This window comes from Bradyrhizobium sp. cir1, from assembly GCF_014198245.1.
In the GTDB taxonomy this organism is placed as follows: domain Bacteria; phylum Pseudomonadota; class Alphaproteobacteria; order Rhizobiales; family Xanthobacteraceae; genus Bradyrhizobium.
In genome coordinates, this window is sequence record NZ_JACIHE010000035.1 from 1 (window position 1) to 25,735 (window position 25,735).

At 64.6% G+C, this 25,735-nt stretch carries 25 protein-coding genes; 14 read left to right on the forward strand and 11 right to left on the reverse strand.

The window, feature by feature from the left end:
* Positions 1 to 259 precede the first annotated feature (259 nt).
* A complete protein-coding gene (locus GGD63_RS36640) occupies positions 260 to 727 on the reverse strand; it encodes a nuclear transport factor 2 family protein (RefSeq protein ID WP_183249760.1) in 468 nt (155 codons plus the stop codon).
* A gap of 154 nt (positions 728 to 881) precedes the next feature.
* On the opposite strand from GGD63_RS36640, the gene GGD63_RS36645 reads away from it, so the two are divergent.
* On the forward strand, positions 882 to 1,568 hold the full coding sequence (locus GGD63_RS36645) for an HAD family phosphatase (protein WP_183249675.1): 687 nt from the start codon (positions 882 to 884) through the stop codon (positions 1,566 to 1,568).
* Positions 1,569 to 1,690: 122 nt separating this feature from the next.
* Positions 1,691 to 2,524, forward strand: a complete 834-nt coding sequence (locus GGD63_RS36650) for a DeoR/GlpR family DNA-binding transcription regulator (RefSeq protein ID WP_183249677.1) — start codon at positions 1,691 to 1,693, stop codon at positions 2,522 to 2,524.
* A 4-nt stretch (positions 2,525 to 2,528) separates the two neighbouring features.
* Here the strand turns inward: GGD63_RS36650 and GGD63_RS36655 are convergent, their stop codons facing one another.
* Positions 2,529 to 2,945: a type II toxin-antitoxin system VapC family toxin gene (locus GGD63_RS36655; protein WP_183249679.1), complete on the reverse strand. Its 417-nt coding sequence runs from the start codon at positions 2,943 to 2,945 to the stop codon at positions 2,529 to 2,531.
* Positions 2,945 to 3,196 (reverse strand): type II toxin-antitoxin system prevent-host-death family antitoxin, encoded by a 252-nt coding sequence (locus tag GGD63_RS36660; RefSeq protein WP_183249681.1) that lies wholly within the window; start codon positions 3,194 to 3,196, stop codon positions 2,945 to 2,947. Before GGD63_RS36660 ends, GGD63_RS36655 begins: the two co-directional genes overlap by 1 nt.
* 95 nt (positions 3,197 to 3,291) lie before the next feature.
* Between GGD63_RS36660 and GGD63_RS40690 the strand changes: the two genes are divergently transcribed.
* The 8 genes from GGD63_RS40690 to GGD63_RS36695 all read left to right on the forward strand — a co-directional run bounded on the left by GGD63_RS40690 (position 3,292) and on the right by GGD63_RS36695 (position 11,195).
* Positions 3,292 to 3,426, forward strand: a complete 135-nt coding sequence (locus GGD63_RS40690; protein WP_283812022.1) for a hypothetical protein — start codon at positions 3,292 to 3,294, stop codon at positions 3,424 to 3,426.
* A 51-nt stretch (positions 3,427 to 3,477) separates the two neighbouring features.
* The gene (gene glpD / locus GGD63_RS36665; protein WP_183249683.1) at positions 3,478 to 5,028 is read left to right on the forward strand and encodes a glycerol-3-phosphate dehydrogenase; all 1,551 of its coding nucleotides are present in this window, start codon (positions 3,478 to 3,480) and stop codon (positions 5,026 to 5,028) included.
* Complete coding sequence (locus GGD63_RS36670) at positions 5,025 to 6,101, forward strand: ABC transporter ATP-binding protein (protein ID WP_183249685.1); 1,077 nt, start codon at positions 5,025 to 5,027, stop codon at positions 6,099 to 6,101. The genes glpD and GGD63_RS36670 overlap by 4 nt, the downstream gene beginning before the upstream one ends.
* 13 nt (positions 6,102 to 6,114) lie before the next feature.
* Positions 6,115 to 7,200 (forward strand): ABC transporter ATP-binding protein, encoded by a 1,086-nt coding sequence (locus GGD63_RS36675; RefSeq protein ID WP_183249688.1) that lies wholly within the window; start codon positions 6,115 to 6,117, stop codon positions 7,198 to 7,200.
* Complete coding sequence (locus GGD63_RS36680; RefSeq protein WP_183249691.1) at positions 7,200 to 8,174, forward strand: carbohydrate ABC transporter permease; 975 nt, start codon at positions 7,200 to 7,202, stop codon at positions 8,172 to 8,174. The genes GGD63_RS36675 and GGD63_RS36680 overlap by 1 nt, the downstream gene beginning before the upstream one ends.
* Complete coding sequence (locus GGD63_RS36685; RefSeq protein ID WP_183249692.1) at positions 8,174 to 8,980, forward strand: carbohydrate ABC transporter permease; 807 nt, start codon at positions 8,174 to 8,176, stop codon at positions 8,978 to 8,980. Before GGD63_RS36680 ends, GGD63_RS36685 begins: the two co-directional genes overlap by 1 nt.
* Before the next feature lie 12 nt (positions 8,981 to 8,992).
* Entirely contained in the window at positions 8,993 to 9,322 is a 330-nt protein-coding gene (locus tag GGD63_RS36690) for a DUF2160 domain-containing protein (protein WP_183249694.1), read from the forward strand.
* A 130-nt stretch (positions 9,323 to 9,452) separates the two neighbouring features.
* A complete protein-coding gene (locus tag GGD63_RS36695; protein WP_183249763.1) occupies positions 9,453 to 11,195 on the forward strand; it encodes an ABC transporter substrate-binding protein in 1,743 nt (580 codons plus the stop codon).
* A 192-nt stretch (positions 11,196 to 11,387) separates the two neighbouring features.
* Here GGD63_RS36695 and GGD63_RS36700 read toward each other — a convergent pair whose 3' ends face one another.
* From GGD63_RS36700 to GGD63_RS36720, 5 genes are all read right to left on the reverse strand, one after another.
* Positions 11,388 to 12,488 carry an alkene reductase gene (locus tag GGD63_RS36700; RefSeq protein ID WP_183249696.1) on the reverse strand — a complete coding sequence of 367 codons (1,101 nt, stop codon included), beginning with the start codon at positions 12,486 to 12,488 and terminating at the stop codon, positions 11,388 to 11,390.
* A gap of 178 nt (positions 12,489 to 12,666) precedes the next feature.
* Entirely contained in the window at positions 12,667 to 13,170 is a 504-nt protein-coding gene (locus tag GGD63_RS36705) for a DUF1993 family protein (protein WP_183249698.1), read from the reverse strand.
* A 108-nt stretch (positions 13,171 to 13,278) separates the two neighbouring features.
* Positions 13,279 to 14,580, reverse strand: a complete 1,302-nt coding sequence (locus GGD63_RS36710; RefSeq protein ID WP_183249700.1) for a lytic murein transglycosylase — start codon at positions 14,578 to 14,580, stop codon at positions 13,279 to 13,281.
* Between the two features lie 92 nt (positions 14,581 to 14,672).
* Positions 14,673 to 16,613, reverse strand: coding sequence for a glycosyltransferase (locus tag GGD63_RS36715; protein ID WP_183249702.1), 1,941 nt, complete (start codon positions 16,611 to 16,613; stop codon positions 14,673 to 14,675).
* Entirely contained in the window at positions 16,610 to 17,962 is a 1,353-nt protein-coding gene (locus GGD63_RS36720) for an HlyD family secretion protein (RefSeq protein ID WP_183249704.1), read from the reverse strand. Before GGD63_RS36720 ends, GGD63_RS36715 begins: the two co-directional genes overlap by 4 nt.
* 287 nt (positions 17,963 to 18,249) lie before the next feature.
* Between GGD63_RS36720 and htpX the strand changes: the two genes are divergently transcribed.
* Entirely contained in the window at positions 18,250 to 19,206 is a 957-nt protein-coding gene (gene htpX / locus GGD63_RS36725) for a zinc metalloprotease HtpX (protein WP_183249706.1), read from the forward strand.
* A 135-nt stretch (positions 19,207 to 19,341) separates the two neighbouring features.
* On the forward strand, positions 19,342 to 19,977 hold the full coding sequence (locus tag GGD63_RS36730; protein WP_183249708.1) for a tetratricopeptide repeat protein: 636 nt from the start codon (positions 19,342 to 19,344) through the stop codon (positions 19,975 to 19,977).
* A 189-nt stretch (positions 19,978 to 20,166) separates the two neighbouring features.
* Here the strand turns inward: GGD63_RS36730 and GGD63_RS36735 are convergent, their stop codons facing one another.
* Together GGD63_RS36735 and GGD63_RS36740 are read right to left on the reverse strand one after the other, a co-directional pair.
* Positions 20,167 to 20,520, reverse strand: coding sequence for a hypothetical protein (locus GGD63_RS36735; protein WP_183249710.1), 354 nt, complete (start codon positions 20,518 to 20,520; stop codon positions 20,167 to 20,169).
* A gap of 163 nt (positions 20,521 to 20,683) precedes the next feature.
* Entirely contained in the window at positions 20,684 to 21,484 is an 801-nt protein-coding gene (locus tag GGD63_RS36740) for a hypothetical protein (protein ID WP_183249712.1), read from the reverse strand.
* Between the two features lie 232 nt (positions 21,485 to 21,716).
* On the opposite strand from GGD63_RS36740, the gene GGD63_RS36745 reads away from it, so the two are divergent.
* Entirely contained in the window at positions 21,717 to 22,010 is a 294-nt protein-coding gene (locus GGD63_RS36745) for an antibiotic biosynthesis monooxygenase (protein ID WP_018648871.1), read from the forward strand.
* Between the two features lie 184 nt (positions 22,011 to 22,194).
* On the opposite strand, the gene GGD63_RS36750 is transcribed toward GGD63_RS36745, so the two are convergent.
* The gene (locus tag GGD63_RS36750; RefSeq protein WP_183249714.1) at positions 22,195 to 23,640 is read right to left on the reverse strand and encodes a short-chain fatty acyl-CoA regulator family protein; all 1,446 of its coding nucleotides are present in this window, start codon (positions 23,638 to 23,640) and stop codon (positions 22,195 to 22,197) included.
* Between the two features lie 453 nt (positions 23,641 to 24,093).
* Here GGD63_RS36750 and GGD63_RS36755 point away from each other — a divergent pair, with 453 nt between their 5' ends.
* Positions 24,094 to 25,728 (forward strand): isocitrate lyase, encoded by a 1,635-nt coding sequence (locus GGD63_RS36755; protein ID WP_183249716.1) that lies wholly within the window; start codon positions 24,094 to 24,096, stop codon positions 25,726 to 25,728.
* Positions 25,729 to 25,735 lie beyond the last annotated feature (7 nt).

Sequence of the window (25,735 nt, forward strand, 5' to 3'; positions counted from 1 at the left end):
CAACCGCATCGCCCACGCTCGCTGCCTTCTCGCCTATTATGGTGAAACTCGCCCGACAAAAGCGAATCATTCTCACGCTCTCAGGATGAGGCTAATCGGCGTCGGTGCCTGTTGAAACTGCTGCCGCGAACTCCGTCCTCATCCTGAGGGCCCGCCATCGGCGGGCGTCTCGAAGGATGCGTTGTGGGCGAGCTATCCGCTACTCTTCTTCACGTATGCGATAGCCCTGCCCGCGAGGGGGAGAGGGCAAGAGGTGTCATCACAACTTCGTCGCTGCCCGCGACAAGAGCTTCCACTCGTCGCCCTGCTTCTGCCAGTTCATCAGGATGTGAAGGTTGGTCGATACTTTTTTCCCATCGGCTGCCATTTCCTGTTCCCCCAACCAGTGGAAGCGCACGATCGCCGCGGGGCCGACGACCTTGATGGTTGGGTCCTTGTATTCGATCGACAGGAATTTTGATTTGCCGTCGGTGGCGTTGGTGATGAAGGTCGCCTTGTCTTCGACCTTGCCGCTGGAATGGCTGTAGCTCAGATCGTCCCAGCACAGCGCGCCGAGCGCCTTCGGGTCGGCCGCGATCTGGGCGAGGCGGAAGGCCTCGACCTTCTTCGCCACGGCGTCCTCGTCTGCTGAAGCGGCCAGCGCCGGCGTGGCGAGAGCAAGCGCGGAGACCGCAAGAGCCGGGACGGCCAGAGTCGAGAGAGCCAGATCGCGTCGGTTGATCGTCATCGTTTCCTCCTTTTTGATCTTGCACCGAGTGTTGCAGTCGCGCGCGACTTTGTCGAGTGTCACGTCGTGGTCATGTGGATGCGTCATTGCGTGATCGAGGCCATATTGATACGTCTCGCGCATCGATGCGCCGCGCATTTGGGAAAGTACGGACATGATCGAAGCAAAAACGGAGACGATGGGCAGGGCGTTGTTGTTCGACATCGACGGCACGCTCGCCGACACCGATCCGTTGCACCTGAAGGCTTTCAACCAGGTGCTCGGCCCTCACGGACATGTCTTCGATCACGCACGCTTCTCCAGGGAGCTGCAAGGCTTCGCCAATGTCGCGATCGGCGAGCGCTTTCTGCCCGACGAGGCGCCGGAGCGGCGCGCCCTGATCCTGGATGAGAAGGAGGAGGTCTTCCGCACGCTGGTGGCCGGGCAGATCGCACCGCTGCCGGGCCTGATGGCGCTGCTCGATCGGGCCGACCGCGCCGGCATCCCCATGGTCGCCGTGACCAATGCGCCGCGTCTCAACGCCGAGCTGCTGCTCTCCGGCCTCGGCATCACGCATCGCTTCAAGGCGCTCGTGATCGGCGCCGAGCTGCCGCACGGCAAGCCGCACCCGCTGCCCTATCAGGAAGGGCTGCGTTTCGTCGGCGCGAGGCCGGAGGCCTCGATCGCGTTCGAGGACTCTCGCACCGGCGTGCAATCCGCCACGGCGGCCGGAATTCCGACCGTCGGCATCCGGACCAGCCTCAGCCATGCCGATCTGGTTGCATCAGGCGCGGTCACCTCCGCCAGCGCCTTCGACGATCCGGCGCTGCTCGCGCGTCTTGCGAGCGCCATGACTTGGTAAGAAATGACTTGGTAAGAAATGGCGTGGTGAGGTCGCTTCATCCGTTAACCGTGATCGGCGCGCGCATTGACCGAAGGCGCGAACCGCCGCACCATACATCATTCTGATTTGAGGCCGTTGCCGTGACCGGATTGACCCATCGCCAAGCTGAAATCCTCAACATCGCGCGGGCCTCCGGCCGTGTCATGGTCGAGGAGCTCGCGCGCCGGTTCGAGGTCTCGGCGCAGACCATCCGCAAGGATCTCAACGATCTCTGCGAGCGGAGATCGCTGACCCGCATCCACGGCGGCGCCATCATCGCCTCCGGCGTGGAGAACCTCGCCTATGAGGCGCGCCGCTTCGTCGCCGCCGACGAGAAAAAGGCGATCGGGGCCGCCGCCGCCTCGCTGATCCCGAACGGCTGCTCGCTCTTCATCAACATCGGCACCACGACCGAGGAGGTCGCGAGCGCGCTGACCTCGCATGAGGATCTGCTCGTCATCACCAACAACCTCAATGTCGCGATGCTGCTGTACCGCCATCCCCGCATCGAGGTGGTGGTCGCCGGCGGCACGGTGCGGCGCGCCGATGGTGCCGTGGTCGGCTCGACCGCGACGCAGCTGATCGGACAGTTCAAGGTCGACTACGCCATCATCGGTGCGTCCGCGATCGACGAGGAGGGCGCGCTGCTCGACTTCGATTATCGCGAGGTGCAGGTGGCGCAGGCCATCATCGCCAATGCCCGCAGCGTCATGCTGGTCGCCGATTCCACAAAGCTCCGCCGCAGTGCGCCGGTGCGCATCGCCCACATCACCCAGATCCAGACCTTCGTCACCGACCAGGAGCTGCCCGAGCGCCTCGCCACCATCTGCCACAGCAAGGGCATCGAGGTGGTCGAGGCGATGCCGAAGGGAGCCGACATCGATGATCCGCCGGCCGATGCCCAGGAAGCCGCGCCGGTGGTGCGGCTGAGATAGGGGCTTAAGCGTCGTCCCACGGGTTGAGCAGCGGGACGCCCGTTGGTTCGAAATCGCCCACATTGCGCGTAACAACGGTCAAGCCGTGAACGAGCGCGGTTGCTGCAATGAGCGCGTCGCGTTCAGCCCGCGGGTTGGGCACGTGGAGTTGTGCACAGCGCTGCGCCACGGCCGTATCGATCACCAGGATCCGCCCGTCGAAGAGGGTCAGAATTTGATCGTTGATCCAGGCGCGCAGGACGGCACCTTGCACTGCATCTTTGCGCTCGATCAGGCGCGCGCCAAGTTCAATTTCAAGAATCGAGATGGCGGACATAAAAAAATTCGCCGCAGGCACAGCATTGGCCCAGGCGAGCACATTGCGATCAGCCTTGTCCGGCCGCCTCAGTTCGGAAATGACATCGGTGTCCAGCAGAAACATCAATCGAGATCGGCGGGCCTGGAAATTTTGCCGGCTATCCGAGGCGGATCGAAATCAAAGTCCGCGTTCGCCTGCGCCAGAGCTTCGGCAAGACTCATGTGCCCGCCACTCAGGCGCAGATAATCCTCGATCGTCAGCAGGACATGGGCCGGGCGGCCCCGATCTGTAATGAAGACGGGTCCCTGCGAGGCCGCCTTCTTGGCCCCACTCGTATCCTGGTTGAATTCTCGGCTGGTCAGGGTGGTCACCATCGTCAGCGCGTCCTTGCCGCAACAATCCTGTGCTGGCAAAACTATATGTAGACATGTTGCTACATTCAAGGTCTTCGGTGCGTGTGGGGCAAGTCATGCCGATCAATCAGGCCGTTTGTTCCAAGCCTGCCCGTTCTCATGCCGATTTCTACGCCGAAATGGCGTTGAAAAAAGTTCCTCTTTCACTTCCTTTCGCCTCTCTTTCATCTTGCTTTCGTTTTTCGGTGTGATCTAATCAAAAACGAAAGTAGCCGCTCGACGGAACGGGCGGTCGCCGGGGGATGCGTCTGTTGGAGCGTATTTTCGATCTCGCCATCATTGGAGGCGGTGTTAACGGCTGCGGCATCGCGCGCGACGCGGTGGGCCGCGGCAACACGGTTTTCCTGTGCGAAATGAATGATCTGGCGAGCGGGACCTCGTCCTGGTCGACCAAGCTGGTGCATGGCGGCCTGCGCTATCTCGAATATTACGAGTTTCGGCTGGTCCGCGAGGCGCTGATCGAGCGCGAGATTCTCTGGGGCATCGCGCCCCACATCATCCGCCCCCTGCGTTTCGTCTTGCCGCATCACGCCGGCTTGCGCCCCGCCTGGCTGCTGCGCCTCGGCCTCTTCCTTTATGACCACATCGGCGGCCGCCATCTGCTGCCTGCCACGCGCTCGGTCGATCTCAAGCGCGACGAGGTCGGCAAGCCGCTGATCCCGAACCGCTACAGCCGCGCGTTCGAATATTCCGACTGCTTCGTCGACGACGCCCGTCTCGTCGTGCTCAACGCGCGCGATGCCGCCGACAAGGGCGCCGAGATCCGCACCCGCACCCGCGCCACCGAGATCCGCCAGGCCGACGGCGTCTGGACCGTCAGCATGCTCAACTCCCTGACCGGCGAGCGTTCGCAGGTCCGGGCGCGGGCTCTGGTCAATGCCGGCGGCCCCTGGGTCGAGGATGTGCTCGGCCGCGGCGCCGGCGTGAATGCGAAAGCCAAGGTGCGCTTGGTGCAGGGCTCGCACATCGTGGTCAAGAAGCTCTACGACCACGACCGCGCTTACATGTTCCAGAATGCCGACGGCCGCATCATCTTCGTGATCCCGTACCAGGACGACTTTACGCTGATCGGCACCACCGACCGCGACTATGACGGCGATCCTGCCAAGGTGAAGGCGACACCGGAGGAGATCGAATATCTCTGCAAGGCGGCCAGCGAATATCTGGCCAAGCCCGTGACGCCCGACGACGTGGTCTGGACCTATTCGGGCGTGCGTCCGCTCTATGACGACGGCGCCAGCGAAGCCAAGGCCGCAACGCGCGACTACGTGTTCGAGCTCGACACGCCCGGCGGGGTGCCGCTGCTGTCGATCTATGGCGGCAAGATCACGACCTACCGCCGCCTCGCCGAGGAGGCGCTGGAGCGGCTTTCGCCCTATCTCCGCAGTGCGAAAGCACGCGAGGGCTGGACCGGCAAATGGCCGCTGCCCGGCGGCGACATGAACGTGTCCGATATCGACGGCTTGATCGTGGAGCTGCAGCGCGGCTATCCCTTCCTCGGCCATGAGCATGCACGGCGCCTGGCGCGCGCCTATGGCACCCGCGCCATCAAGCTGCTCGGCGATGCGAAATCGGCCGCGGATCTCGGCCAGGCCTTCGGTGCCACGCTGACCGAGCGCGAGGTCCGCTACCTCATGGCCAACGAATGGGCCGTCACCGCCGAGGACATCGTCTGGCGCCGTTCCAAGCTCGGCCTGCGACTATCTGCCGACGAGATCGCGGCGCTTGACGACTGGATCAGGGCCCACGCCGTGTCGCAAAGTCCCCTGCTGGAAGCGGGAGGACGCTCATGACCGTGACCCTCGATCACGTGACCCGGACCGTCGACGGTAGCGAGCACATCCGCGACGTCTCGCTGACGCTCGAGAGCGGCACGCTCAACGTGCTGCTCGGGCCGACGCTGTCGGGCAAGACCTCGATCATGCGGCTGCTCGCCGGCCTCGACAAGCCGACCACGGGCAGGGTGCTGGTCAATGGCAAGGACGTCACCGGCGCCGACGTGCGCCAGCGTTCGGTCGCGATGGTCTATCAGCAGTTCATCAACTACCCCTCGCTCACGGTCTACGAGAACATCGCTTCGCCTTTGCGCGTGCAGGGCAAGCCGCGCGAGGAGATCGAGGCGCGCGTGGCGCAGGCGGCAAAGCTGCTGCGGCTCGAGCCGTTCCTGAAGCGTACTCCGCTCCAGCTCTCCGGCGGCCAGCAGCAGCGCACCGCGATTGCGCGCGCACTGGTCAAGGACGCCGATCTCGTGCTGCTCGACGAGCCGCTCGCCAATCTCGACTACAAGCTCCGCGAGGAGCTGCGCGCCGAGCTGCCGCGCATCTTCGAGGCCTCCGGCGCGATCTTCGTCTATGCCACCACCGAACCGACCGAAGCGCTGCTGCTCGGCGGCAACACGGTGTGCATGTGGGAGGGCCGGGCGCTGCAGATGGGCGAGACCGCCAACGTCTACCGCCGTCCGCAGACGCTTCGCGTCGCGCAGGTGTTTTCCGATCCGCCGCTCAACCTTGTCGGCATCGAGAAGAAGAACGGCTCGGTTCAATATGCCGGCGGCACGGCTTCGCCCGCCTCGGGACTCTATTCGTCGCTCGCCGACGGCGCCTATCGCGTCGGCTTCCGCGCCCATCAGCTCGCCCTTGCCAACGGCGAGGCCGATCGCCACGCCTTCCATGCCACGGTGACGGTGACCGAGATCACCGGTTCGGAGAGCTTTGTGCATTTGACCCGCGACGGATCGAACTGGGTGGCGGTGCTGCACGGCGTGCATGAGTTCGAGCCGGGCCAGACTATCGACGCCGTGCTCGATCCCAATGATGTTTTCGTCTTCGATGCCGCCGACCGTTTGGTCGCGGCACCGGGCTCGTAAGGGGAGATGCGCGATGGCCCGCATTGACCTTGTCGATCTCGCTCACTCCTACGGAGGCAATGATGCACCGCAGGAGAGCTTTGCGCTGAAGCCCGTCACCATGACCTGGCGGCAGGGCGGCGCCTACGCGTTGCTTGGCCCGTCCGGCTGTGGGAAGACTACGCTGCTCAACGTCATATCCGGCATCATCACGCCGTCGCGGGGGAAGATCCTGTTCGACGGCAAGGACATCACGCCGCTGTCAACCCAGAAGCGCAACATCGCCCAGGTGTTCCAGTTTCCGGTGATCTACGACACCATGACGGTGGGGCAGAACCTGGCGTTTCCGTTGAAGAACCGCGGCGTGCCGCAGGCCGATATCGACAGGCGCGTCGCCGAGATCGGCCGCCTGCTCGACCTCGAGCCCTATCTGAACCGCAAGGCCACGCGCCTGACCGCCGACGCCAAGCAGAAGATCTCGCTCGGCCGTGGCCTCGTGCGCAACGACGTCGCTGCCGTGCTGTTCGACGAACCGCTCACCGTGATCGATCCCGAGCTGAAATGGCAGCTCCGGTCCAAGCTGAAAGCGCTGCATCGTGAGCTCGACCTCACGATGATCTACGTCACCCACGATCAGACCGAGGCACTGACCTTCGCCGACACCGTTGTCGTCATGCATGACGGCCGTGTCGTGCAGAGCGGCACGCCGGCCGAGCTGTTCGACAAGCCGGCGCATACCTTCGTCGGCTATTTCATCGGCTCGCCCGGCATGAACATCTTGCCGGCGGAGGTGAGGGGACGCGAGGCGCTGATCGACGGCCACGTCATCGCGCTGAACCGCAGCTACGACAACCTTCCGGCCGGCGCCAAAATCGAGATCGGCGTGCGCCCCGAATTCGTCGAGGTGGTCGCGCCCGCGCCCGGCCTGCTCACGGCCAGGATCGAGCGCATCGACGACCTCGGCCGCATCCGCTTCGCGCGAACGCGCCTCGGCGATGCCAAGCTCGCGGCGCGCGCGCCGGCGGGCTTTACCAGCGCGGACGGTAATGCCGGGCTGAAATTCGATCCGTCGCATGTTCACGTCTATGCCGACAGCCTTCTGGTGGAGGGAGCCGCCTGATGGACAAGACCATCAACCAAAAAGCCTGGTTCCTGGTGCTGCCGGTGTTCCTGGTCGTCGCCTTCTCGGCGGTGCTGCCGCTGATGACGGTGGTGAACTATTCGATGCAGGACACCTTCGGCAACAACCAGTTCTTCTGGAACGGTGTCGGCTGGTTCAAGGAATTGCTCGATCCCTCGACCGATCTCGGCGGCCGCTTCCTCGCCTCGCTCGGCCGCAATCTGTTCTTCTCGCTGGTGATCCTCGCCATCGAGGTGCCGCTCGGCATCGTCGTTGCGCTGTCGATGCCGCGCGAGGGCTGGACGGTGGCGGCCTGCCTGATCATCCTCGCGCTGCCGCTGCTGATTCCATGGAACGTGGTCGGCACGATCTGGCAGATCTTCGGCCGGCCCGACATCGGCCTGCTCGGCTATGTGCTGAACGCCATCGGCATCGACTACAACTACGTCTCCAATGAGGTCGACGCCTGGGTCACGGTCATCGTGATGGACGTCTGGCACTGGACCAGCCTCGTCGCGCTGCTCTGCTATGCCGGCTTGAAGTCGATTCCGGATGCCTATTACCAGGCGGCGCAGATCGACGGCGCCTCGCGCTGGGCGGTGTTCAAGGCGATCCAGCTGCCGAAGATGAACCGTGTGCTGCTGATCGCGGTGCTGCTGCGCTTCATGGACAGCTTCATGATCTACACCGAGCCGTTCGTCGTCACCGGCGGCGGGCCCGGCAACTCCACCACCTTCGTGTCGATCGAGCTCGTCAAGATCGCGCTCGGCCAGTTCGATCTCGGCAAGGCCGCGGCGCTGTCGCTGGTCTACAACCTCATCATCCTGATCGTCTGCTGGATCTTCTACACCGTCATGACCAATGCCGGTGTCGAACGCAAAGTTCAGGCAGCGAGCGAGCCGGCGGCGGAGCCGAAGCCTTCGGCCGCGCTCAAGCCGGTGACCGCGCTCAAGCCAAAGGAAGGAGTGGCCTGATGCATTCGATTCCCGGCCGCCGCCTCATCATGGGGCTGTTCCTGATCTTCCTGCTGCTGCCGATCTACTGGCTGGTCAACATGAGCTTCAAGACCAACAGCGAGATCGTCTCGACGATGACGCTGTGGCCGCATACTCCGACGCTGCAGCACTACAAGCGCATCTTCACCGACGAGAGCTGGTATTCCGGCTACATCAATTCGCTGGAATACGTCGTCCTCAACACCATCATCTCGATCTCGGTGGCGCTGCCCGCGGCCTACGCGTTCTCGCGCTACCGCTTCCTCGGCGACAAGCATTTGTTCTTCTGGCTGCTGTCGAACCGCATGGCGCCGGCGGCGGTCTATGCGCTGCCGTTCTTCAACCTCTATTCGGCGATCGGGCTGTTCGATACGCCCTGGGCGGTCGCGCTCGCGCATTGCATCTTCAACGTTCCGCTCGCGGTGTGGATCCTCGAAGGCTTCGTCTCCGGCGTGCCGCGCGAGATCGACGAGACCGCCTTTCTCGACGGCTATTCCTTCCCGCGCTTCTTCATCAAGATCCTGGTGCCGCTGATCGCGAGCGGCATCGGCGTCGCCGCCTTCTTCTGCTTCATGTTCTCCTGGGTCGAGCTCCTGCTCGCGCGTACGCTGACCTCGGTGCAGGCCAAGCCGATCGCGGCGATCATGACGCGCACGGTGTCGGCGGCCGGCATGGACTGGGGCCTGCTTGCCGCCGCCGGCGTGCTCACCATCATTCCGGGCGCGCTGGTGATCTGGTTCGTCCGCAACTACATCGCGCGCGGCTTCGCGCTCGGTCGCGTCTAGGGGGAGGCATCAATGGAATCGATTGCATGGATGGCCTGGACGCTGCCGACGGCGATCTTCTTCGCCGCGCTCGCCTGCACGCTGGCGGTGATGACGTGGCTCGGCGCGGTCTACCCCGAGGCCGAGCGTGTCGGCGTGCTCAGTATTCCGACCACGCGCGGCGACCGCCTGTTCATCTCGCTGATCGCCGCGGCCGTCATCCATTTGCTCTGGATCGGCCTCGTCGGCACCGACGCGATCGCCACGCTGCCGATCGGCGAGGAGGGCTTTGAGATTTCGAGCCTGTGGCTCGCATCAGGAATTTCGCTGGTCACGGCCGCGCTCATTTTCCGCACGGTCTGAAGCTTGCGAAGGGACGGCCAGATCCGGGACCAACCCGGGCCTGTATAAAAGTTTGTCGCTGCAACGGAGGAACAACATGCGACAGTTTAGGAGAAGGAAAGGTCCATTGACCAAGAATAGTTTTCTGACCATGTCCAGCGCCGCTGCGATCGTTGCAGTGTCGTTCGCCGTCTCGGCGCCGGTTCGCGCCGCCGACGACGCCGTGATCCAGAAGTGGATTGCGGAATTCCAGCCCTCGACGCTGTCGAAGGACGAGCAGAAGAAGGAGCTGGAGTGGTTCGCCAAGGCCGCCGAGCCGTTCAAGGGCATGGAGATCAACGTCGTCTCCGAGACCATCACGACGCACGAATATGAATCGCAGACGCTGGCCAAGGCGTTCTCCGAGCTCACCGGCATCAAGCTCAAGCACGACCTCATCCAGGAAGGTGACGTCGTCGAGAAGCTGCAGACCCAGATGCAGTCCGGCAAGAACGTCTATGACGGCTGGATCAACGATAGCGACCTGATCGGAACGCACTTCCGTTACGGCCAGACCGTGATCCTGTCGGACTACATGACCGGCGAGGGCAAGGACGTCACCGATCCGATGCTCGACGTCAACGACTTCATCGGCAAGTCGTTCACCACGGGGCCGGACGGCAAGCTCTATCAGCTGCCCGACCAGCAGTTCGCCAACCTCTACTGGTTCCGCTACGACTGGTTCACCAACCCCGACTACAAGGCCAAGTTCAAGGCCAAGTATGGCTACGAGCTCGGCGTGCCCGTGAACTGGTCCGCCTATGAGGACATCGCCGAGTTCTTCACCAACGACATCAAGGAGATCAACGGCGTCAAGGTCTACGGCCATATGGACTATGGCAAGAAGGACCCCTCGCTCGGATGGCGCTTCACCGACGCCTGGCTGTCGATGGCCGGCAACGGCGACAAGGGCATTCCGAACGGTCTGCCGGTCGACGAGTGGGGCATCCGCATGGAAGGCTGCCGCCCGGTCGGCTCCTCGGTCGAGCGTGGTGGCGATACCAACGGTCCGGCCGCGGTCTACTCGATCACCAAATACCTCGAGTGGCTGAAGAAATACGCGCCGCCGCAGGCGCAGGGCATGACCTTCTCTGAGGCCGGTCCCGTGCCGGCGCAGGGCAACATCGCCCAGCAGATGTTCTGGTACACCGCCTTCACCGCCGACATGGTGAAGCCCGGCATCGCCGTGATGAACGCGGACGGTACGCCGAAATGGCGTATGGCTCCCTCGCCGCACGGCTCGTACTGGAAGGAAGGCATGAAGCTCGGCTATCAGGACGCCGGCTCCGTGACCCTGCTGAAGTCGACCCCGGCGGATCGCCGCAAGGCGGCCTGGCTCTATCTCCAGTTCATCATCTCCAAGTCGGTGAGCCTGAAGAAGAGCCATGTCGGTCTCACCTTCATCCGTGAATCCGACATCTGGGACAAGTCGTTCACCGAGCGTGCGCCGAAGCTCGGCGGCCTGATCGAGTTCTACCGCTCGCCCGCGCGCGTGCAGTGGACCCCGACCGGCAACAACGTGCCCGACTATCCGAAGCTCGCGCAGCTGTGGTGGCAGAACATCGGCGATGCGTCGTCCGGTGCGAAGACGCCGCAAGCCGCGATGGACGCTCTGGCCGCTGCCCAGGACTCCGTGATGGAGCGCCTGGAGAAGTCCGGCGTGCAGGGCGCCTGCGGTCCGAAGCTGCACAAGAAGGAGACGGCCGAGTACTGGTTCGCCAAGGCCCAGAAGGACGGCACCATCGCCCCGCAGCGCAAGCTCGCCAACGAGAAGCCGAAGGGCGAGACGGTGGACTACGACACCCTGATCAAGTCGTGGCCCGCCACTCCTCCGAAGCGCGCGGAAGCGAAGTAAGCAGCGCGTAACGTCATCAAATGCGAAAGGCCGGGAGCGATCCCGGCCTTTTTTCTTTTGCGCTTGTGGCGCGCTGTCTCCCCACGTCATTGCGAGCGCAGCGAAGCAATCCAGAGTCTTTCCGCGGATGCAGTCTGGATTGCTTCGTCGCAAGGGCTCCTCGCAATGACGGAGGATGGAGCGACGCTGTGGTTACTCCGCCGGTTCGGCCGCCAGCGTCGGATAATCCGTGTAGCCCTTGGCGCCGCCGCCGTAGAACGTGTTCTTGTCCCAGTCGTTCAGGCCAGCGCCCTGCTTCAGGCGCTCGACGAGGTCGGGGTTGGAGATGAACGGCTTGCCGAAGGCGATGAGATCGGCCGCATTCGCGTCCAGCACCTTGGTGGCGAGATCGAAATCGTAGCCATTGTTGGCGACATAGGCGCCGGCAAAGCGCTTGCGCAAGGACGCATAGTCGAACGGCGCAATGTCGCGCGGCCCGCCGGTGGCGCCCTCGACCACGTGGAGATAGACGAGCTTGAGCGCGCTGAGTCCGTCGACGATGTGGTCGTACAGGGCTTGCGGGTTGGAATCCGAGATGTCGTTGGCCGGCGTGACCGGCGAGATGCGGATGCCGGTGCGATCGGCGCCGGCCTCGCCCACGACGGCCTTGGAGACCTCGAGCATCAGCCGCGCGCGGTTCTCGATCGAGCCGCCATAGGCGTCGTTGCGCTTGTTGGCGCCGTCCTTGGCGAACTGCTCGAGCAGATAGCCGTTGGCGCCGTGGATCTCGACGCCGTCAAAACCGGCTTCCAGCGCATTCCTGGTGGCGCGCTTGAAGTCGTCGATGATTCCAGGAATTTCGGAAAGCTCGAGCGCGCGCGGCTCGGAGACGTCGGCGAAGCCGCCGTTCACGAAGGTCTTGCCCTTGGCGCGGATCGCACTCGGCGCCACCGGCGCTGCGCCATTCGCCTGCAGATCGACATGCGAGATGCGGCCGACATGCCAGAGCTGGATGAAGATCTTGCCGCCGCGCTCATGCACCTTGTCGGTGACCTTTCGCCAGCCGGCGACCTGCTCCTTGCTGTAGATGCCGGGGGTGTCCTGGTAGCCCTGGCCCTGTTGCGAGACCTGGCTCGCTTCGGTGATCAGCAGGCCTGCGGACGCGCGCTGGCCGTAATAGTCGGCAGCGAGCGCGCCGGGTACGAACGTGCCGGGAACGGCGCGGTTGCGCGTTAGCGGCGCCATGACGAGGCGGTTGGCCAGCGTGATCGGGCCGAGCTTGTAAGTCTCAAACAATTTGGTCGAACGGCTCATGGGAATGCATCCAGGCGGTGAGAGGTCCGGAACACTTGTGCATCGCGGCAATCGGCGCAAGGGATGAGCCATACGGAAAGTGCAGGCGAGCTGCGCGGCACGGGCCGCGCAGCATGATTCATGTGCAATTTCGGCCGGGACAGCGGAATTCCGCTACGCGGCCGTGCGATTTCACAAATCAGTTCGCGCCGAGGAAATCGCGCTTGCCGATCTCGACGCCGTTGTGACGCAAGATGCCGTGGGCTGTCGCCGCGTGGAAATAGAGGTTCGGCAGCGAGAACGAGCTCAGGAATTGCTGTCCCGTCATGGTGATGGTCTTGCCGGGGCCGACCGGAAAGGTGACGTCCTTGGCGTCGGCGCCCTCAAACTGCTCGGGCTTGAAGGATTTGACATAGTCGATCGTCTTCGCCAGCCGCTGCTTCAACTCCGCAAAGCTCGTTTCGGTGTCGGGCGTCGAGGGGACCTCGCTTTGCGTCAGCCGCGCACAGCCTCTGGTCGGATAGTCGCTGACCAGCTGGATCTGCCGCGACAGCGGCAGCATGTCCGGGAAGAGGCGTGAGCCGAGCAGGACGCTGGGATCGATCTTCCTGGCCGCGCAATGCGCCTCAGCTTTGGTGAGCAGCCCGGTCACGCTGTTCAGCATCTGTAAATAGGCGGGGACGACGGCGTCGTAGAAGGACATGTGATGCTCGCTTCAATGGTGAGAAATCTCAGGAGAAACCTGAGCCACTCACATGGGAGCCTCATGGAAAAATACAATCGCGCAAGTGTCTTGTGCGATGCGAAAATTCTACCGTACGACTCCTGCCGGCTGCGCCTGCGCGGTGCCGCCGCGCATCCGCGCGAGCAGCTCGGCGGTCGGCCAGGAATCCGCCGGCAGGCCGAACTTGATCTGCATCGCCTTCACGGCGGCGCGGCTCTGCTGGCCGAGCACGCCGTCGACCTTGCCGACATTGAAGCCGGCCTGGACCAGAAGCTGCTGCAATTGCTTGAGCTCATTGAACGGCAGCTGCGCGACCGGCGTGGCGGGCTTGCGCATCGGGGCTGCGCCCGCGATGCGGGTGGCGAGATAGCCCGCGGTGGTCGAATAGATCAGCGAGTTATTCCACTCGGTGTAGGCCGCGAAATTCGCATATGCCATGAAGGCGGGACCGCTCCGTCCCATCGGCAGCAGCACGGAGGCCGGCAGATTGTCATTCGGCAGCGGCCGTCCGTCGGGATAGGTGACGCCCAGTTGCGCCCATTTCGAGCGCGGCTGCTGCACGGTGAGATCAGTCTGCTCCCATGGCAGGTTTTGCGGCACCTTGATCTCTTCCAGCCACGGCTCGCCGCGCCGCCATTTCAATCCGTTGGCGATGTAGTTTGCGGTCGAGCCGATCACGTCGGGCTCCGAGCGCAGGAGATCGCGCCGTCCGTCACCGTCGTAATCGACGGCGTAGTTGACGTAGTGTGTCGGCAGGAATTGCGTCTGTCCGAGCTCGCCGGCCCAGGAGCCGATCATCTCGTCGGGCGTGAGATCGCCGCGGTCGATGACCTTCAGCGCGGCGATGGTCTCGTTCACGAACATCTCCGAGCGGCGGCAGTCATAGGCGAGCGAGATCAGCGATTTCAGCGTCGGCAGATTGCCCATGTTGGCGCCGAAATCGCTCTCCAGGCCCCAGAACGCGGCGATCACCGCCGGCGGCACGCCGTATTCCTTCTCCGCGCGCGCGAACGCGGCCGCGTGCTGCTTGATGTGCTGCTGGCCATTCTGCATGCGATAGGGCGCGGCCATGCGTCCGGCGAACTCGGTGAAGAGCTGCCCGAATACGCGCTGGCCGCGGTCGCGGTTGACGATGCCCTGGTCGTAGACGAGGTAGGGGGAAGCCTCCGCAATCGTCCGCTGCGATACGCCGACCGCGACGGCCTGTTGCTTCACCTCAGTGAGGAAGCGGTCGAAGCTCGCGCCGTTATGGCACGAGGCCGCGCGCGGCGAGGGTGCGGTGGCCTTGGGCGTCGCAGGCCTTGCGGTCGGCGGTGCGAACTGGGCAAAGGCGGTGGCGGAGCATGCGAGGAGCGCGACGGCCGCGATCGCAAATCGGATCTGGAGCATAGGGGGTCCGGCGGGGAGGGCGGGCGTGGATTCGTCCGAAGTCTAAAGCAAGATCCGGAAAAGTGCGAAGCGGTTTTCCGAAAAGATCATGCCTATCCAAACAGCCGCATCAGCAGCGCTTTTCCGACCGGAAGCGCCCGGACGCCCTGATAGGCGCGGACATACTCGCCGGCATAGAACGCCCGGATCGCATGCACGCGCGTGTCCATGCCTTCCTCGAAGCGCACTGCGAAGCCATCCGCGGTTCGTCGCACCACGATCGCCGCGATCGAGCGGCCGTAGATCCGGCATTCGATCGTACTGCCGGGCGCCGGCGGATCGGGATCGATCAGCCGCGCGCCGGTGATGGAGATGTCGGCGAGCCGCGCCAGATGCGACCTGCCGTCCTGACGCAGCAGGACCGGTTCGTTGCGGTTGAAGCGCTCCGCCTTGCGCTTGCGCGGCTGCTCGATGCAGACGAAGCAGACCACGGCGAGGATGAACGCGTTGTAGAGGCTCCAGGCCAGCGCCAGCCCGCCATAGGCGATGTTCTCGCCGCGCAGGTGCAGGATGAAGGCGTAGGCGATGGCCGCCAGCGTGATGACAAGCGCGCTGCCATAGAGCCGCAGCAGCGGCCATTCGACGAATCGCCTGTCACGGTCGCCGCCTTTCGCGGTGACCTTGAATTTGTGTCCTTTCGGCTTCAGCAGGCCGGTTGCCACCGCCTTCAGCACCGCTGGCGCGGCGATGAGTTGCGACACGTCCGTCATCATGGCGAGCGAGCGGCCGCGCGACAGCCAGGCCATGGTGAGACCGTGCCAGACATAGAACGGCAGGAAATAGCGCAGCAGCTCGGTCAGGTCGGCCCGGACCGCCTTGATGCCGAACAGCAGGAACAGACAGGGCACTACGAGGCCCGCCACCTTCGACGTGTAGACCGCGGCCCAGCTCATGAAGGCATCGACCAGCGAGAGGCGGTCGATGAAGGAGAGCTTCGACGTCCGCGACAGCGGTCCGCTGCGGCCGCGCACGATCTGCATCAGGCCGAGGCACCAGCGGGCGCGCTGGGTGATGTATTCCTTGAGCCCCTCCGGCGCGAGCCCGATCGTCAACCGCTCGTTGAGATAGATCGTGTTGAGGCCGCATTCCTTCAGGCGCAGCGTGACGAGATAATCCTCCGTCACCGAGTCGGTCGGAAACCCGCCGATCCGCGCCAGTCCGTCATAGCGAATGAGCGACGAGGTGCCGCAGCAGAAGGCGACGCCCCAGGCGTCCTTGGCCGGCAGCAGGATGTCGAAGAAGAAGCGTTGCTCGTCCGGCCAGACGTCGGTTGCAGCAAGGTTGGTCTGGATCGGGTCGGGATTGATGAAGTGCTGCGGCGTCTGCACAACGCCGACCCAGGGATCATCCATCAGCGAGATGGTCCGGGCGAGGAAGTCGGGCCGCGGTACGAAATCGGCGTCGAGAACGGCGATGAATTGCGGCGGCTCCGGCAGCGTGCCGACATGCCGGAGTGCATGATTGATGTTGCCGGCCTTGGCGTGGCGGTTGTCGGGCCGCGTCAGGTAGTGGCAGCCGAGCTCGCCCGAAAGGCGCCGCAGCCAGGGCCGCCTTCCGTCGTCGAGCACCCAGACGCGGTAGTTGCCGTACTCCATGCCGGTCGCACCGATGATGGTGCGCTCGAGGATCGATCGCTCCTCGTTGTAGGTGCAGATGAAGACGTCGATCAGCGGCGCGCGCGGATCTCTGGCACGGCCATCGATCCTGGCCGCCTTGGTGCGGTCGAGGGTGCGACTGAGGAACAGCAGCGACAGCGCGACCGCAACCAGCGAAGCCGCTTCCAGCAACATGAAGGGATAGCCGATCAAGGCATCCACTGTGAGATGCGGCGGCGGAAGTGTTGCCGTGACGCGCCAGTGGAGATAGCGCAGCAGGAGAACCAGCGCCGCGATGGCCAGGAACGAGCGCGCCATCGTGCTGTCGCGCCGGAGCAGCGGCACGATCGCCATGAAGGCGCCGAGCGCGATCAGGCCGGGCGCCAGCGCCGCCGTCACGGCGCGGTCTCGAGCCTTGCAAACACGACGCGGCCGGTGCGTCCCACCGTGCAGCCGTGGGCGGCGGCATCGGCAAGCGCAACGGTCACGCGAAACGGCTCCTTGTTCAGCGCGTCGGGATTGATGGCGAGATTGGCGGGCGCGCCGGCGGCGCCGGTCAGATTGACGACGGTGCCGGAGATCGGCGCGCCGCCATCGTTCGGCTCGAATGTTGCGTGGTCACCGAGCTGCAGGCGGTTGTAGACACCCTCGGTGACGTTCGCGGTGATGACGGCGCTGCTGCAATCGAGCACCTTGAGCAGGGGCTGGCCGGCTTGCACGTCCTCGCCCGGCGAGGTCATCATCTCCCAGACGCGCCCTGCGACGGGTGTCGTGATGTTGGCCTCGGAGAGATCGGCGAAGCGAACCTCCTCGATGATGATTTCGTTGCCGAGCCAGGCGATCTCGGTGTCGATGCGTGCGAGATCGGCCTCGAGGTCGCTGGCGCGCTGGCGCATCTCCTCCTCGCGCTGCACCGAGCTCGGACGGTCATTGTAGCTGTCGCCGAGGAAGGAGCCGCTCCGTGCCGCGGCGAGCTCCACCTTGGCTGCGTCCAGTCGTTTGCGAGCACCGAGCTCGGTCTGCTGTGACACCGAAAGCTCGCGCGTCAGCCGCGCCAGCTCGACCGTCGAGACGTTGCCGGTTTTCGCCAGTGAGGAGGCGCGCTCGACGGCGGCGCTGGCCTCGTCCCGTCGCGCCGCGGCTGCCTCGATCGAGGTCTGGATCTCCGCGATGCGGGCCTCGAGCTGCAGCACCCGCCCGTCGCGGAACTGCGCGGCCTGCCGCGCCAGGTCCTTTTGCGCGGCTTGCGCCGAGGCAAGCTTGGCGGCGAGGCTCGGCCGCTCGTTCTCGAGGCGCGATTTCTGTCGCCGGAGATCGTCGAGCCGGGTGCGATCGCCGCGCGAGTTGACCACGCGCAGGACCACGGTCCCGGCATCGAGCCTGGCCTGATCGGTCAGGCGCTGCGCGGCTGCCACACGGCCGCCGATCGGCGCGCGCAGCGTGACGAGGCGGGAATTCAGCACGGCCTCGACACTCGAATATTCCCATATCGCGCGCAGCGGCAACCAGCCGAACACGGCAAGGATGGCAAGGCCGATGGCGATCTTGGCGCCACGTCGCAGGTGCGACCAGCGCCGCTGCGATTCCGCCGGCGTCTGCGCCTCGGGCGAATGATCGGGTTCGTCATTGGCGAACAGCTGCTCGTGCAGCGCCTCCTGCAATCCCTTGGCATCGCCTCTGGCCTCCTTGTCGTGAGGCGGGGCAGCGGCTGCTGGATCGGTGGAAGCGGCGCGAGAGCGATCGATCATGACGGTCACCGTGCTGACGCAATGTCAACGGAACCGGGGCAATGCGCAACAACCGTGCGGTGTGCCCGGTTACCGCGAATTTTGCCGAGCCTGCGCTTTCCAGGTTGCTAAGCGCCGACGCGCGTTTTTGCGTAAATCCCGGTCAAGGTTTAGCGAGGAGAGAAAGGTTGGCCGCACGGCAATGCATCTGCGTCCCGGCGACGCATGACCTTGCGGGATCAGGCTGCGTTCATACCTCGGGGGTTGCCGGCCGGAGGCTTGCCCGCGGCCGCCCCAGGAGACGGCCCATGAACTATCTTCGTACCGCAATGCTGCTCGCAGGCCTCACCGCCCTGTTCATGGGCGTGGGCTATCTGATTGGCGGAGCCTCCGGTGCCATGATCGCGCTCGTCATTGCGGCCGCGACCAATCTCTTCACCTACTGGAACTCCGACCGCATGGTGCTCTCGATGTACGGCGCCCACGAGGTCGACCGTTCGACCGCGCCGGAGCTGGTCGGTCTCGTCGCCGAGCTTGCGGGCCGCGCGGGCTTGCCGATGCCGCGGGTGTTCCTGATGGACGAGGCACAGCCCAATGCGTTCGCGACCGGCCGCAATCCCGAGAATGCCGCCGTCGCCGTCACCACCGGCCTGATGAACCAGCTCAGCCGCGAGGAGCTCGCCGGCGTGATCGCGCACGAGCTTGCGCATATCAAAAATCACGACACGCTGTTGATGACGATCACCGCGACGATCGCCGGTGCCATCTCCATGCTCGCGCAGTTCGGCATGTTCTTCGGCGGCCACCGCGACAACAACGGACCGGGCATCGTCGGCTCGATCCTGATGATGATCCTCGCCCCGCTCGGCGCCATGCTGGTGCAGATGGCGATCAGCCGCACCCGCGAATATGCCGCCGACGATCTCGGCGCGCGCATCGTCGGACAGCCGATGTGGCTGGCCTCGGCGCTGGTGAAGATCGAAGGCGCCGCGCACCAAGTGCCGAACTTTGATGCCGAGCGGAATCCCGCGACTGCGCACATGTTCATCATCAATCCGCTGTCGGGCCATGGCGTGGACAATCTGTTCGCCACCCATCCCTCGACGCAGAACCGCATCGCCGCACTGCAAAGGCTCGCGGCCGATCTCGGCGCGCAGGCGGCGCCGTCGGTCGGCGCCAACGAGAACTATCCGCCGCAAGGCCCGTGGGGCCGCTCGTCCTCGCGCGGTCCTTCTCGTGGTCCTTCTCCTGGTCCCTGGGGCTGACGGAACCGTCCAGGATTTGCGCGGGGCTTTGTGAGCTGGCGCACACAGAATTGTCCGGAGCGGTGCTAACACCTCGGCGTGACAGTTCCTTCGAAAGGGGATGCGTGGCCGGCCATCAGCTGGCCACCGTCGAAGATGACCAGAGTTGCCGTACCATTGCTGATCGTCGTGGCCGTCCTCGTCGGCCTGTCCACGCATATGGTGGTCAATTGCGGCGACGAGGACGATCCCGACATCTGCGCGGCCGTGATCGGCTTCTCGCCGCTGCGCGGCTCGCTGATCGCCTTTGCCTATGAGGGGCGCGGGCGGATCGCGTTGCGCCACGGCGACTTTCGTCGTGCGATCGAGGATTTCGACGAGGCCATCCATCTCAATCCCAACCGCGCCTCGCTCTATCGCGACCGCGCGCTCGCACGCCGGCACAACGGTGATCTGGAACTGGCCATCGAGGACTATGACGAGGCGATCGCGCATGATCCCAAGCACGCCGCGCCCTATCACCAGCGCGGCCTCGCGCTCGCGGCCACCGGCGATCTCGATCGCGCCATCCTGAGCTACAACACGGCGGTGCGCCTCGATCCCTCGGACGCGCAAGCCCGCCTTGATCGCGGTCTGGCATTCCTCGCCCGCGGCCAGATCGACGACGCGCGCGCCGATTTCGAATCCGCCCTCGCGCTTCCGGCCGGCAAGGACGTCCGCACCCGCGAGGCCGCCCGCGCCAAGCTCGCCGAACTCGCCAGCGCCGAGCCGCTCGCCGTGCCAAGGCGGTAGGGAAAGTCTCTCTCCCTCTCCCCGTTCTTACGGGGAGAGGGTTGGGGTGAGGGGCCTCTCTCCACACGGCAGACAGCCGCGAGATCTGTACCCCCTCACCCGGATCGCGCCGGACGATGCTTCGCATCGCCCGGGGGCGATCCGACCTCTCCCCGCAAGCGGGGAGAGGTGAAGCGCGCGAGCCGCGCCTTACTTCGCTTTCTTGGCTTTCGCCTTCTTCGCCTTGGCCTTCTTCGCCGGCTTCTCTTCCTTCGCCTTCTTCTCCACCTTCACCGCAACCGGCGTGCTGGCGGCGAGGCGCATCGACCGCGCGTAGCTGTCGGCGACGTTGTCGGCGGACATCTGCAGGCGCTTGGCGGCGGCGGTCGCCTGCTCCATGGTGGCCTTGGCCATCATCTTGAAGCGGTCGCCGGTCTCCTTGCCCTTGGCCTTGGCCGCGAGGCCGTTGAAGCGATCCCGCCGCTCCTTGGCGCGGGTCATCAGGCCCGTATGCAGCTGTCTGGCCAGTTGCCGGATCACGACATCCAGGTCGGCGTCCGCCATGTTCTCTTATCCTCTCCGAAAACGGTATCGATGCGGGCGGGACTATGCAGATCGGGCCCCACCTTGGCAATTCCCGGCCAGGCGTCATCCGCAGCTTCCGGTACCCAAAACAAAAAAGCCGCGCATTTTGCGCGGCCCTTGTGTCCTGACGGTGTTTCCGCCCTCACTTCAGCGAGGCAACCGGGCCGCTCGACGCTGCCGGATCGGGATCGAAGCCGAACACGCCGACCAGGTATTTGTAATAGTCCGGCATCTTCTCCTTGAGCACCTCGCGCGATTTGGGGTCGTGGAATTCGCTCTTTCCCGAGAGGAAGATGCTGGCGGTCACGGCGAAGAACTCCATGGGGTTCTTCAGCGCGTAGGATTCCTTGGGCAGTTGGTCCTTGGACTTGGCCAGGGCATAATAGCCGATCACGCCCTTGTTGGCGTAGCCGTCCGGCAGAAGCCGCGCATGATAGGCGTGCAGCAGCTCGTGCAGCAGCACCGCCTCCTTCTCGTAGCGCATCATGTCCGGCCGCAGCATGATCACGCCGAGGCCCGAATCGACCGCGAGGTCGACGGCATTGGGATTGGACCAGCGCTGCTTGCCGGGATCCCAGACCGTCAGGGTCCGGGGCGCGGTGCGTTGGATGTCCGGCGTGACCCGGCCGTAGCAGGCGGTGGCGGCGCCTTCGTCGAGGCAGGCCAGCTCGCTCGCGACGATCGGTACGGTGTGGAAGAAGCGCAGCACGCGCGGGGAGAGGCCGACGCCTTCGACGACGTCGATCTGGCTCTTCAGGTTCTCGGTGAGCTTGTCCACATCCTTGCGGTCGCGGTTCTCGGAGATGTCGAACATGTAGCCGCGGTAGCTCTGGAAGCCCGGCGGCAGCGGCTGCGCCGCGTCGGCATCGAGCGACCCGGCATTGGATGGATTGGCAAAGAGCGCGCCGACAATGGTCGCGGTCAGCAGCAACGCAATGCGCATGATGAACCCCCTGATGTCACTTCGCCCGGCAGGATAGGCCGCCGTTGTTTGCGAAAAGTGAGTGAGGCGAGACTAAGGCAGCGATGTTGAGGCGTGCTTAACCGTTGGTTGCAGATCGCGGAGACGGATTAGTGCCGGGTTAACCAAGCGTGGATCGGCGGCGCGCTTCGGCGTAACATCGCCTCCCGGGCACTAGGCCCGAAAGTCCAGACAGCCGGAAGGGGAGGATGCCATGTATGCCGCCATCCGTCAGGCCAAGGCGAAAAGCGGGAGTGCGGAAGAACTGACGCGTCGCATTAAGGACGGCGCCGTTCCGATCATCAGCGACGTCGAGGGTTTCCGCGCCTATTACGTCGTCTATGCCGGCGACGACACGGTCACCGCGATCTCGATCTTCGACAAGTTCGAGCAGGCCGAGGAGGCGAACAAGCGCGCCATCGCCTGGATCGAGAAGGATCTCGGCCCGCTGCTCGCCGGCGACGCCCGCGCCGTGGCGGGGCCGGTGATCGTGCATACGCTGGCGTAGGGATTGGACGGCTCGCTCTCGCCTCACACTCAACTGTCATCGCCCGGCTTGACCGGGCGATCCAGTACTCCGTGACGGCTGTGATTGAATCGAGAAGCCGCGGCGTACTGGATGCCCCGCCTTCGCGGGGCATGACAGTGGTGGATGTGGCCCGCGCCTTCCGCCAACCCCACAGCCGTGCCCCTCATAACTCCCTTGCATTCGAGAACGCGAAGCTCGACACCCTTCTCGTCGTCTCGTCCAAAATCAGCGTGCGCGTGATCGGCGGCTCGGCGCGCTGGGCGCAGTTTTCGCGCTCGCAGAGGCGGCAGTTGACGCCGATCGGCGTGCCCTCTGTCTTCTCCAGGTCCATGCCGGCGGCGTAGGTCAGGCGCGCGGCGTGGCGGATCTCGCAGCCGAGGCCGATGGCGAAGCGCGGCTGCGGCAGCGGATGCGGCGCGACGGGGCGGCGCACCATCTGCGCGATGGAGAAATAGCGCGTGCCGTCGGGGAGCTCGATGACCTGCTTGAGCAGGCGATCCGGCGTGTCGAAGGTCGAGTGCACGTTCCAGAGCGGACAGGTGCCGCCGAATTTCGAGAACGGGAACGTGCCTGACGAGAAGCGCTTGGAGACGTTGCCGGCATTGTCGACGCGCAAGAGGAAGAACGGAATGCCGCGCGCGTTCGGCCGCTGCAGCGTTGTGAGGCGATGGCAGACCTGCTCGAAGCCGGAATTGAAGCGCTGCGCCAGCACGTGGATGTCGTAGTTCAGCGCTTCGGCGGCCGCGAGGAATGCCGGGTAGGGCATCATCACGGCGGCCGCGAAGTAATTGCCGAGCGTGATGCGGAACAGCCGCCGCGGCGCGTCGTCGAGCGGGCCGGCGCGGCCGATGATGGTCTCCAGGGCTTGCGCGCATTCGCCAAGCCCGAGCTGGAAGGCGAGCTGGAACGCGCGGCCGGGCGGGTCGACCAGCTCGGAGATCAGCAGCTGCCGACGGTGGCGGTCGAAGCGCCGCAGCGTCTCGCGCATCACGTCCACCGGCATGATCCGGGTTTGGATCGAATGCTTTTCGCGCAATCGCGCAACGAGCGCCGCATAGAGCCCCTCGGCCGGCACGTCCAGTTCATCGCGCAGATTTTCCGCGGCCTGCTCGAGTTCCGGAAAATAGTTGCGGTTGGCCTCGATCAGCTCGCGCACGCGCTCGACCGGATTGGCCTCGTAGCGCGAGCCGACGTCGCGATCGGCCATTTGCGCGGCGGCCAGCGTCTCGCCCTGGCGCGCCTCGGTATAGGCCGCGTAAAGCCGCTGCAGCGCATGGGTGACGCCGGGGCAGAGCTCGGCGAGGTCGCGCAGCTCCTGCTTTGGCACGTCGATCTGGCGGAACAAGGGATCGGAGAAGATCTCGTTCAGTTCGGCGAAGAAGCGATCCTCGTCGGCGGTGGCGAGGTCGCGCAAATCGAGGTCGTAGGTCTCGGCCAGCCGCAGCAGGATCTGAGCCGTCACCGGGCGCTGGTTCCGCTCGATCAGGTTGACGTAGCTGGGGGAGATCCCGAGCCCCTCGGCGATCTGGGTCTGCGACAGCCCCAATTGCTGCCGGATCCGCCGGAAGCGCGGGCCGACGAACAGTTTCTTCCCGGATTCGGCGGCCATCACCAGCTCCCTTCTTCGCCTCTCCCCGCGCGCGGGGAGAGGCCGACACGCGCCGAGCGATGCGAAGCATCGTCCGGGGCGTGGCGGGTGAGGGGGAGCTTCCGCAGGGGAGGTGAGAGTCGGACTTGCGGAGAGAGCCCCTCACCCCGACCCTCCCGGCGCGAGCGAAGCTCGTCGCGCCCCCGTAAGAACGGGGAGAGGGAGAAAACAGCGGATTTGGCGGGCATGTCTCAGATCTCCTGGCACATCAAGGACAGCCTAGCTGTCTTATTTTTTACAAGATTTACAAAATAACATCTATTACATGTTCTGATGTTACATGACATCACCAATAAAAAACAAGCCATCTGTACGAAGTTTCTGTTTTCGCGTTTAGCTCCTGACACGCATCTCGCAATGCATTGTCAAGAATGTCGATGGCCAGCCATCGGCCGTCAGCGAAAGGATAGGCACATGAATTACCAGCCCCGCGGCATCAACGCGCTCCAGCGCCCGGCCTCGTATCAGAGCGAGATCGAGGCAGCCCAGGCGCTCCTCAAGAACCAGCCGACCTGGAACGGCGTGTCGGCCGAGGCCGTCGCGCGCATGCGCCTGCAGAACCGCTTCAAGACCGGCCTCGACGTCGCCCGCTACACCGCGGCGCTGATGCGGGCCGACATGGCGGCCTATGACAAGGACCCCACCAAGTACACCCAGTCGCTGGGCTGCTGGCACGGCTTCATCGCCCAGCAGAAGCTGATCTCGGTCAAGAAGCACTTCGGCGGCAAGACCGACCGCACCTATTTGTATCTCTCGGGCTGGATGATCGCGGCGCTGCGCTCCGAGTTCGGTCCGCTGCCCGACCAGTCGATGCACGAGAAAACCTCGGTGCCGGCGCTGATCGAGGAGCTCTACACCTTCCTGCGTCAGGCGGACTCGCGCGAGCTCAACGACATCTTCCGCAGCCTCGACAAGGCGCGCAAGGAAGGCGACAAGATCCGCGAAAAGGAGCTGATCGAGAAGATCGACAACTTCCAGACCCATGTCGTCCCCGTCATCGCCGACATCGATGCCGGCTTCGGCAACGCGGAGGCGACCTATCTGCTCGCCAAGAAGATGATCGAGGCGGGCGCCTGCGCGCTGCAGATCGAGAACCAGGTCTCGGACGAGAAGCAGTGCGGCCACCAGGACGGCAAGGTCACCGTGCCGCATGAGGTCTTCCTCGCCAAGATCCGCGCCTGCCGCCATGCCTTCCTCGAACTCGGCATCGAAGACGGCATCGTCGTGACCCGCACCGACTCGCTCGGCGCAGGCCTGACGCAGCAGATCGCCGTCAGCCACAAGCCGGGCGACATCGGCGACCAGTACAACAGCTTCCTCGATTGCGAGGAAGTGACGCCGGAGAACGCCCGCAACGGCGACGTCATCATCAACCGCAACGGCAAGATGATGCGTCCGAAGCGGCTGCCGTCCAACCTGTACCAGTTCCGCCCCGGCACCGGTGCAGACCGCTGCGTGCTCGATTGCATCACCTCGCTGCAGAACGGCGCCGACCTGCTCTGGATCGAGACCGAGAAGCCGCATATCGAGCAGATCGCCAGCATGGTCGATCGCATCCGCAAGGTGGTGCCGAACGCCAAGCTCGCCTACAACAACTCGCCGTCGTTCAACTGGACCCTCAACTTCCGTTGGCAGGTCTACGACGCGATGAAGGAAGCGGGCCAGGACGTCAGCAAGTACAACCGTGCCGAGCTGATGAAGGCGGAGTACGACGATACGCCGCTGGCGAAGGAAGCCGACGAGCGCATCCGCACCTTCCAGGCGGATTCGGCCAAGCGCGCCGGCATCTTCCACCACCTGATCACGCTGCCGACCTATCACACGGCTGCGCTCTCGACCGACAATCTCGCCCGCGAGTATTTCGGCGAGCAGGGCATGCTGGGCTACGTCAAGAACGTCCAGCGCGCCGAGATCCGTCAGGGCATCGCCTGCGTGAAGCACCAGAACATGGCCGGCTCCGACATCGGTGACGACCACAAGGAGTACTTCGCGGGCGAAGCTGCCCTGAAGGCGGGCGGCGCCCACAACACCATGAACCAGTTCGGCTAACGCACGC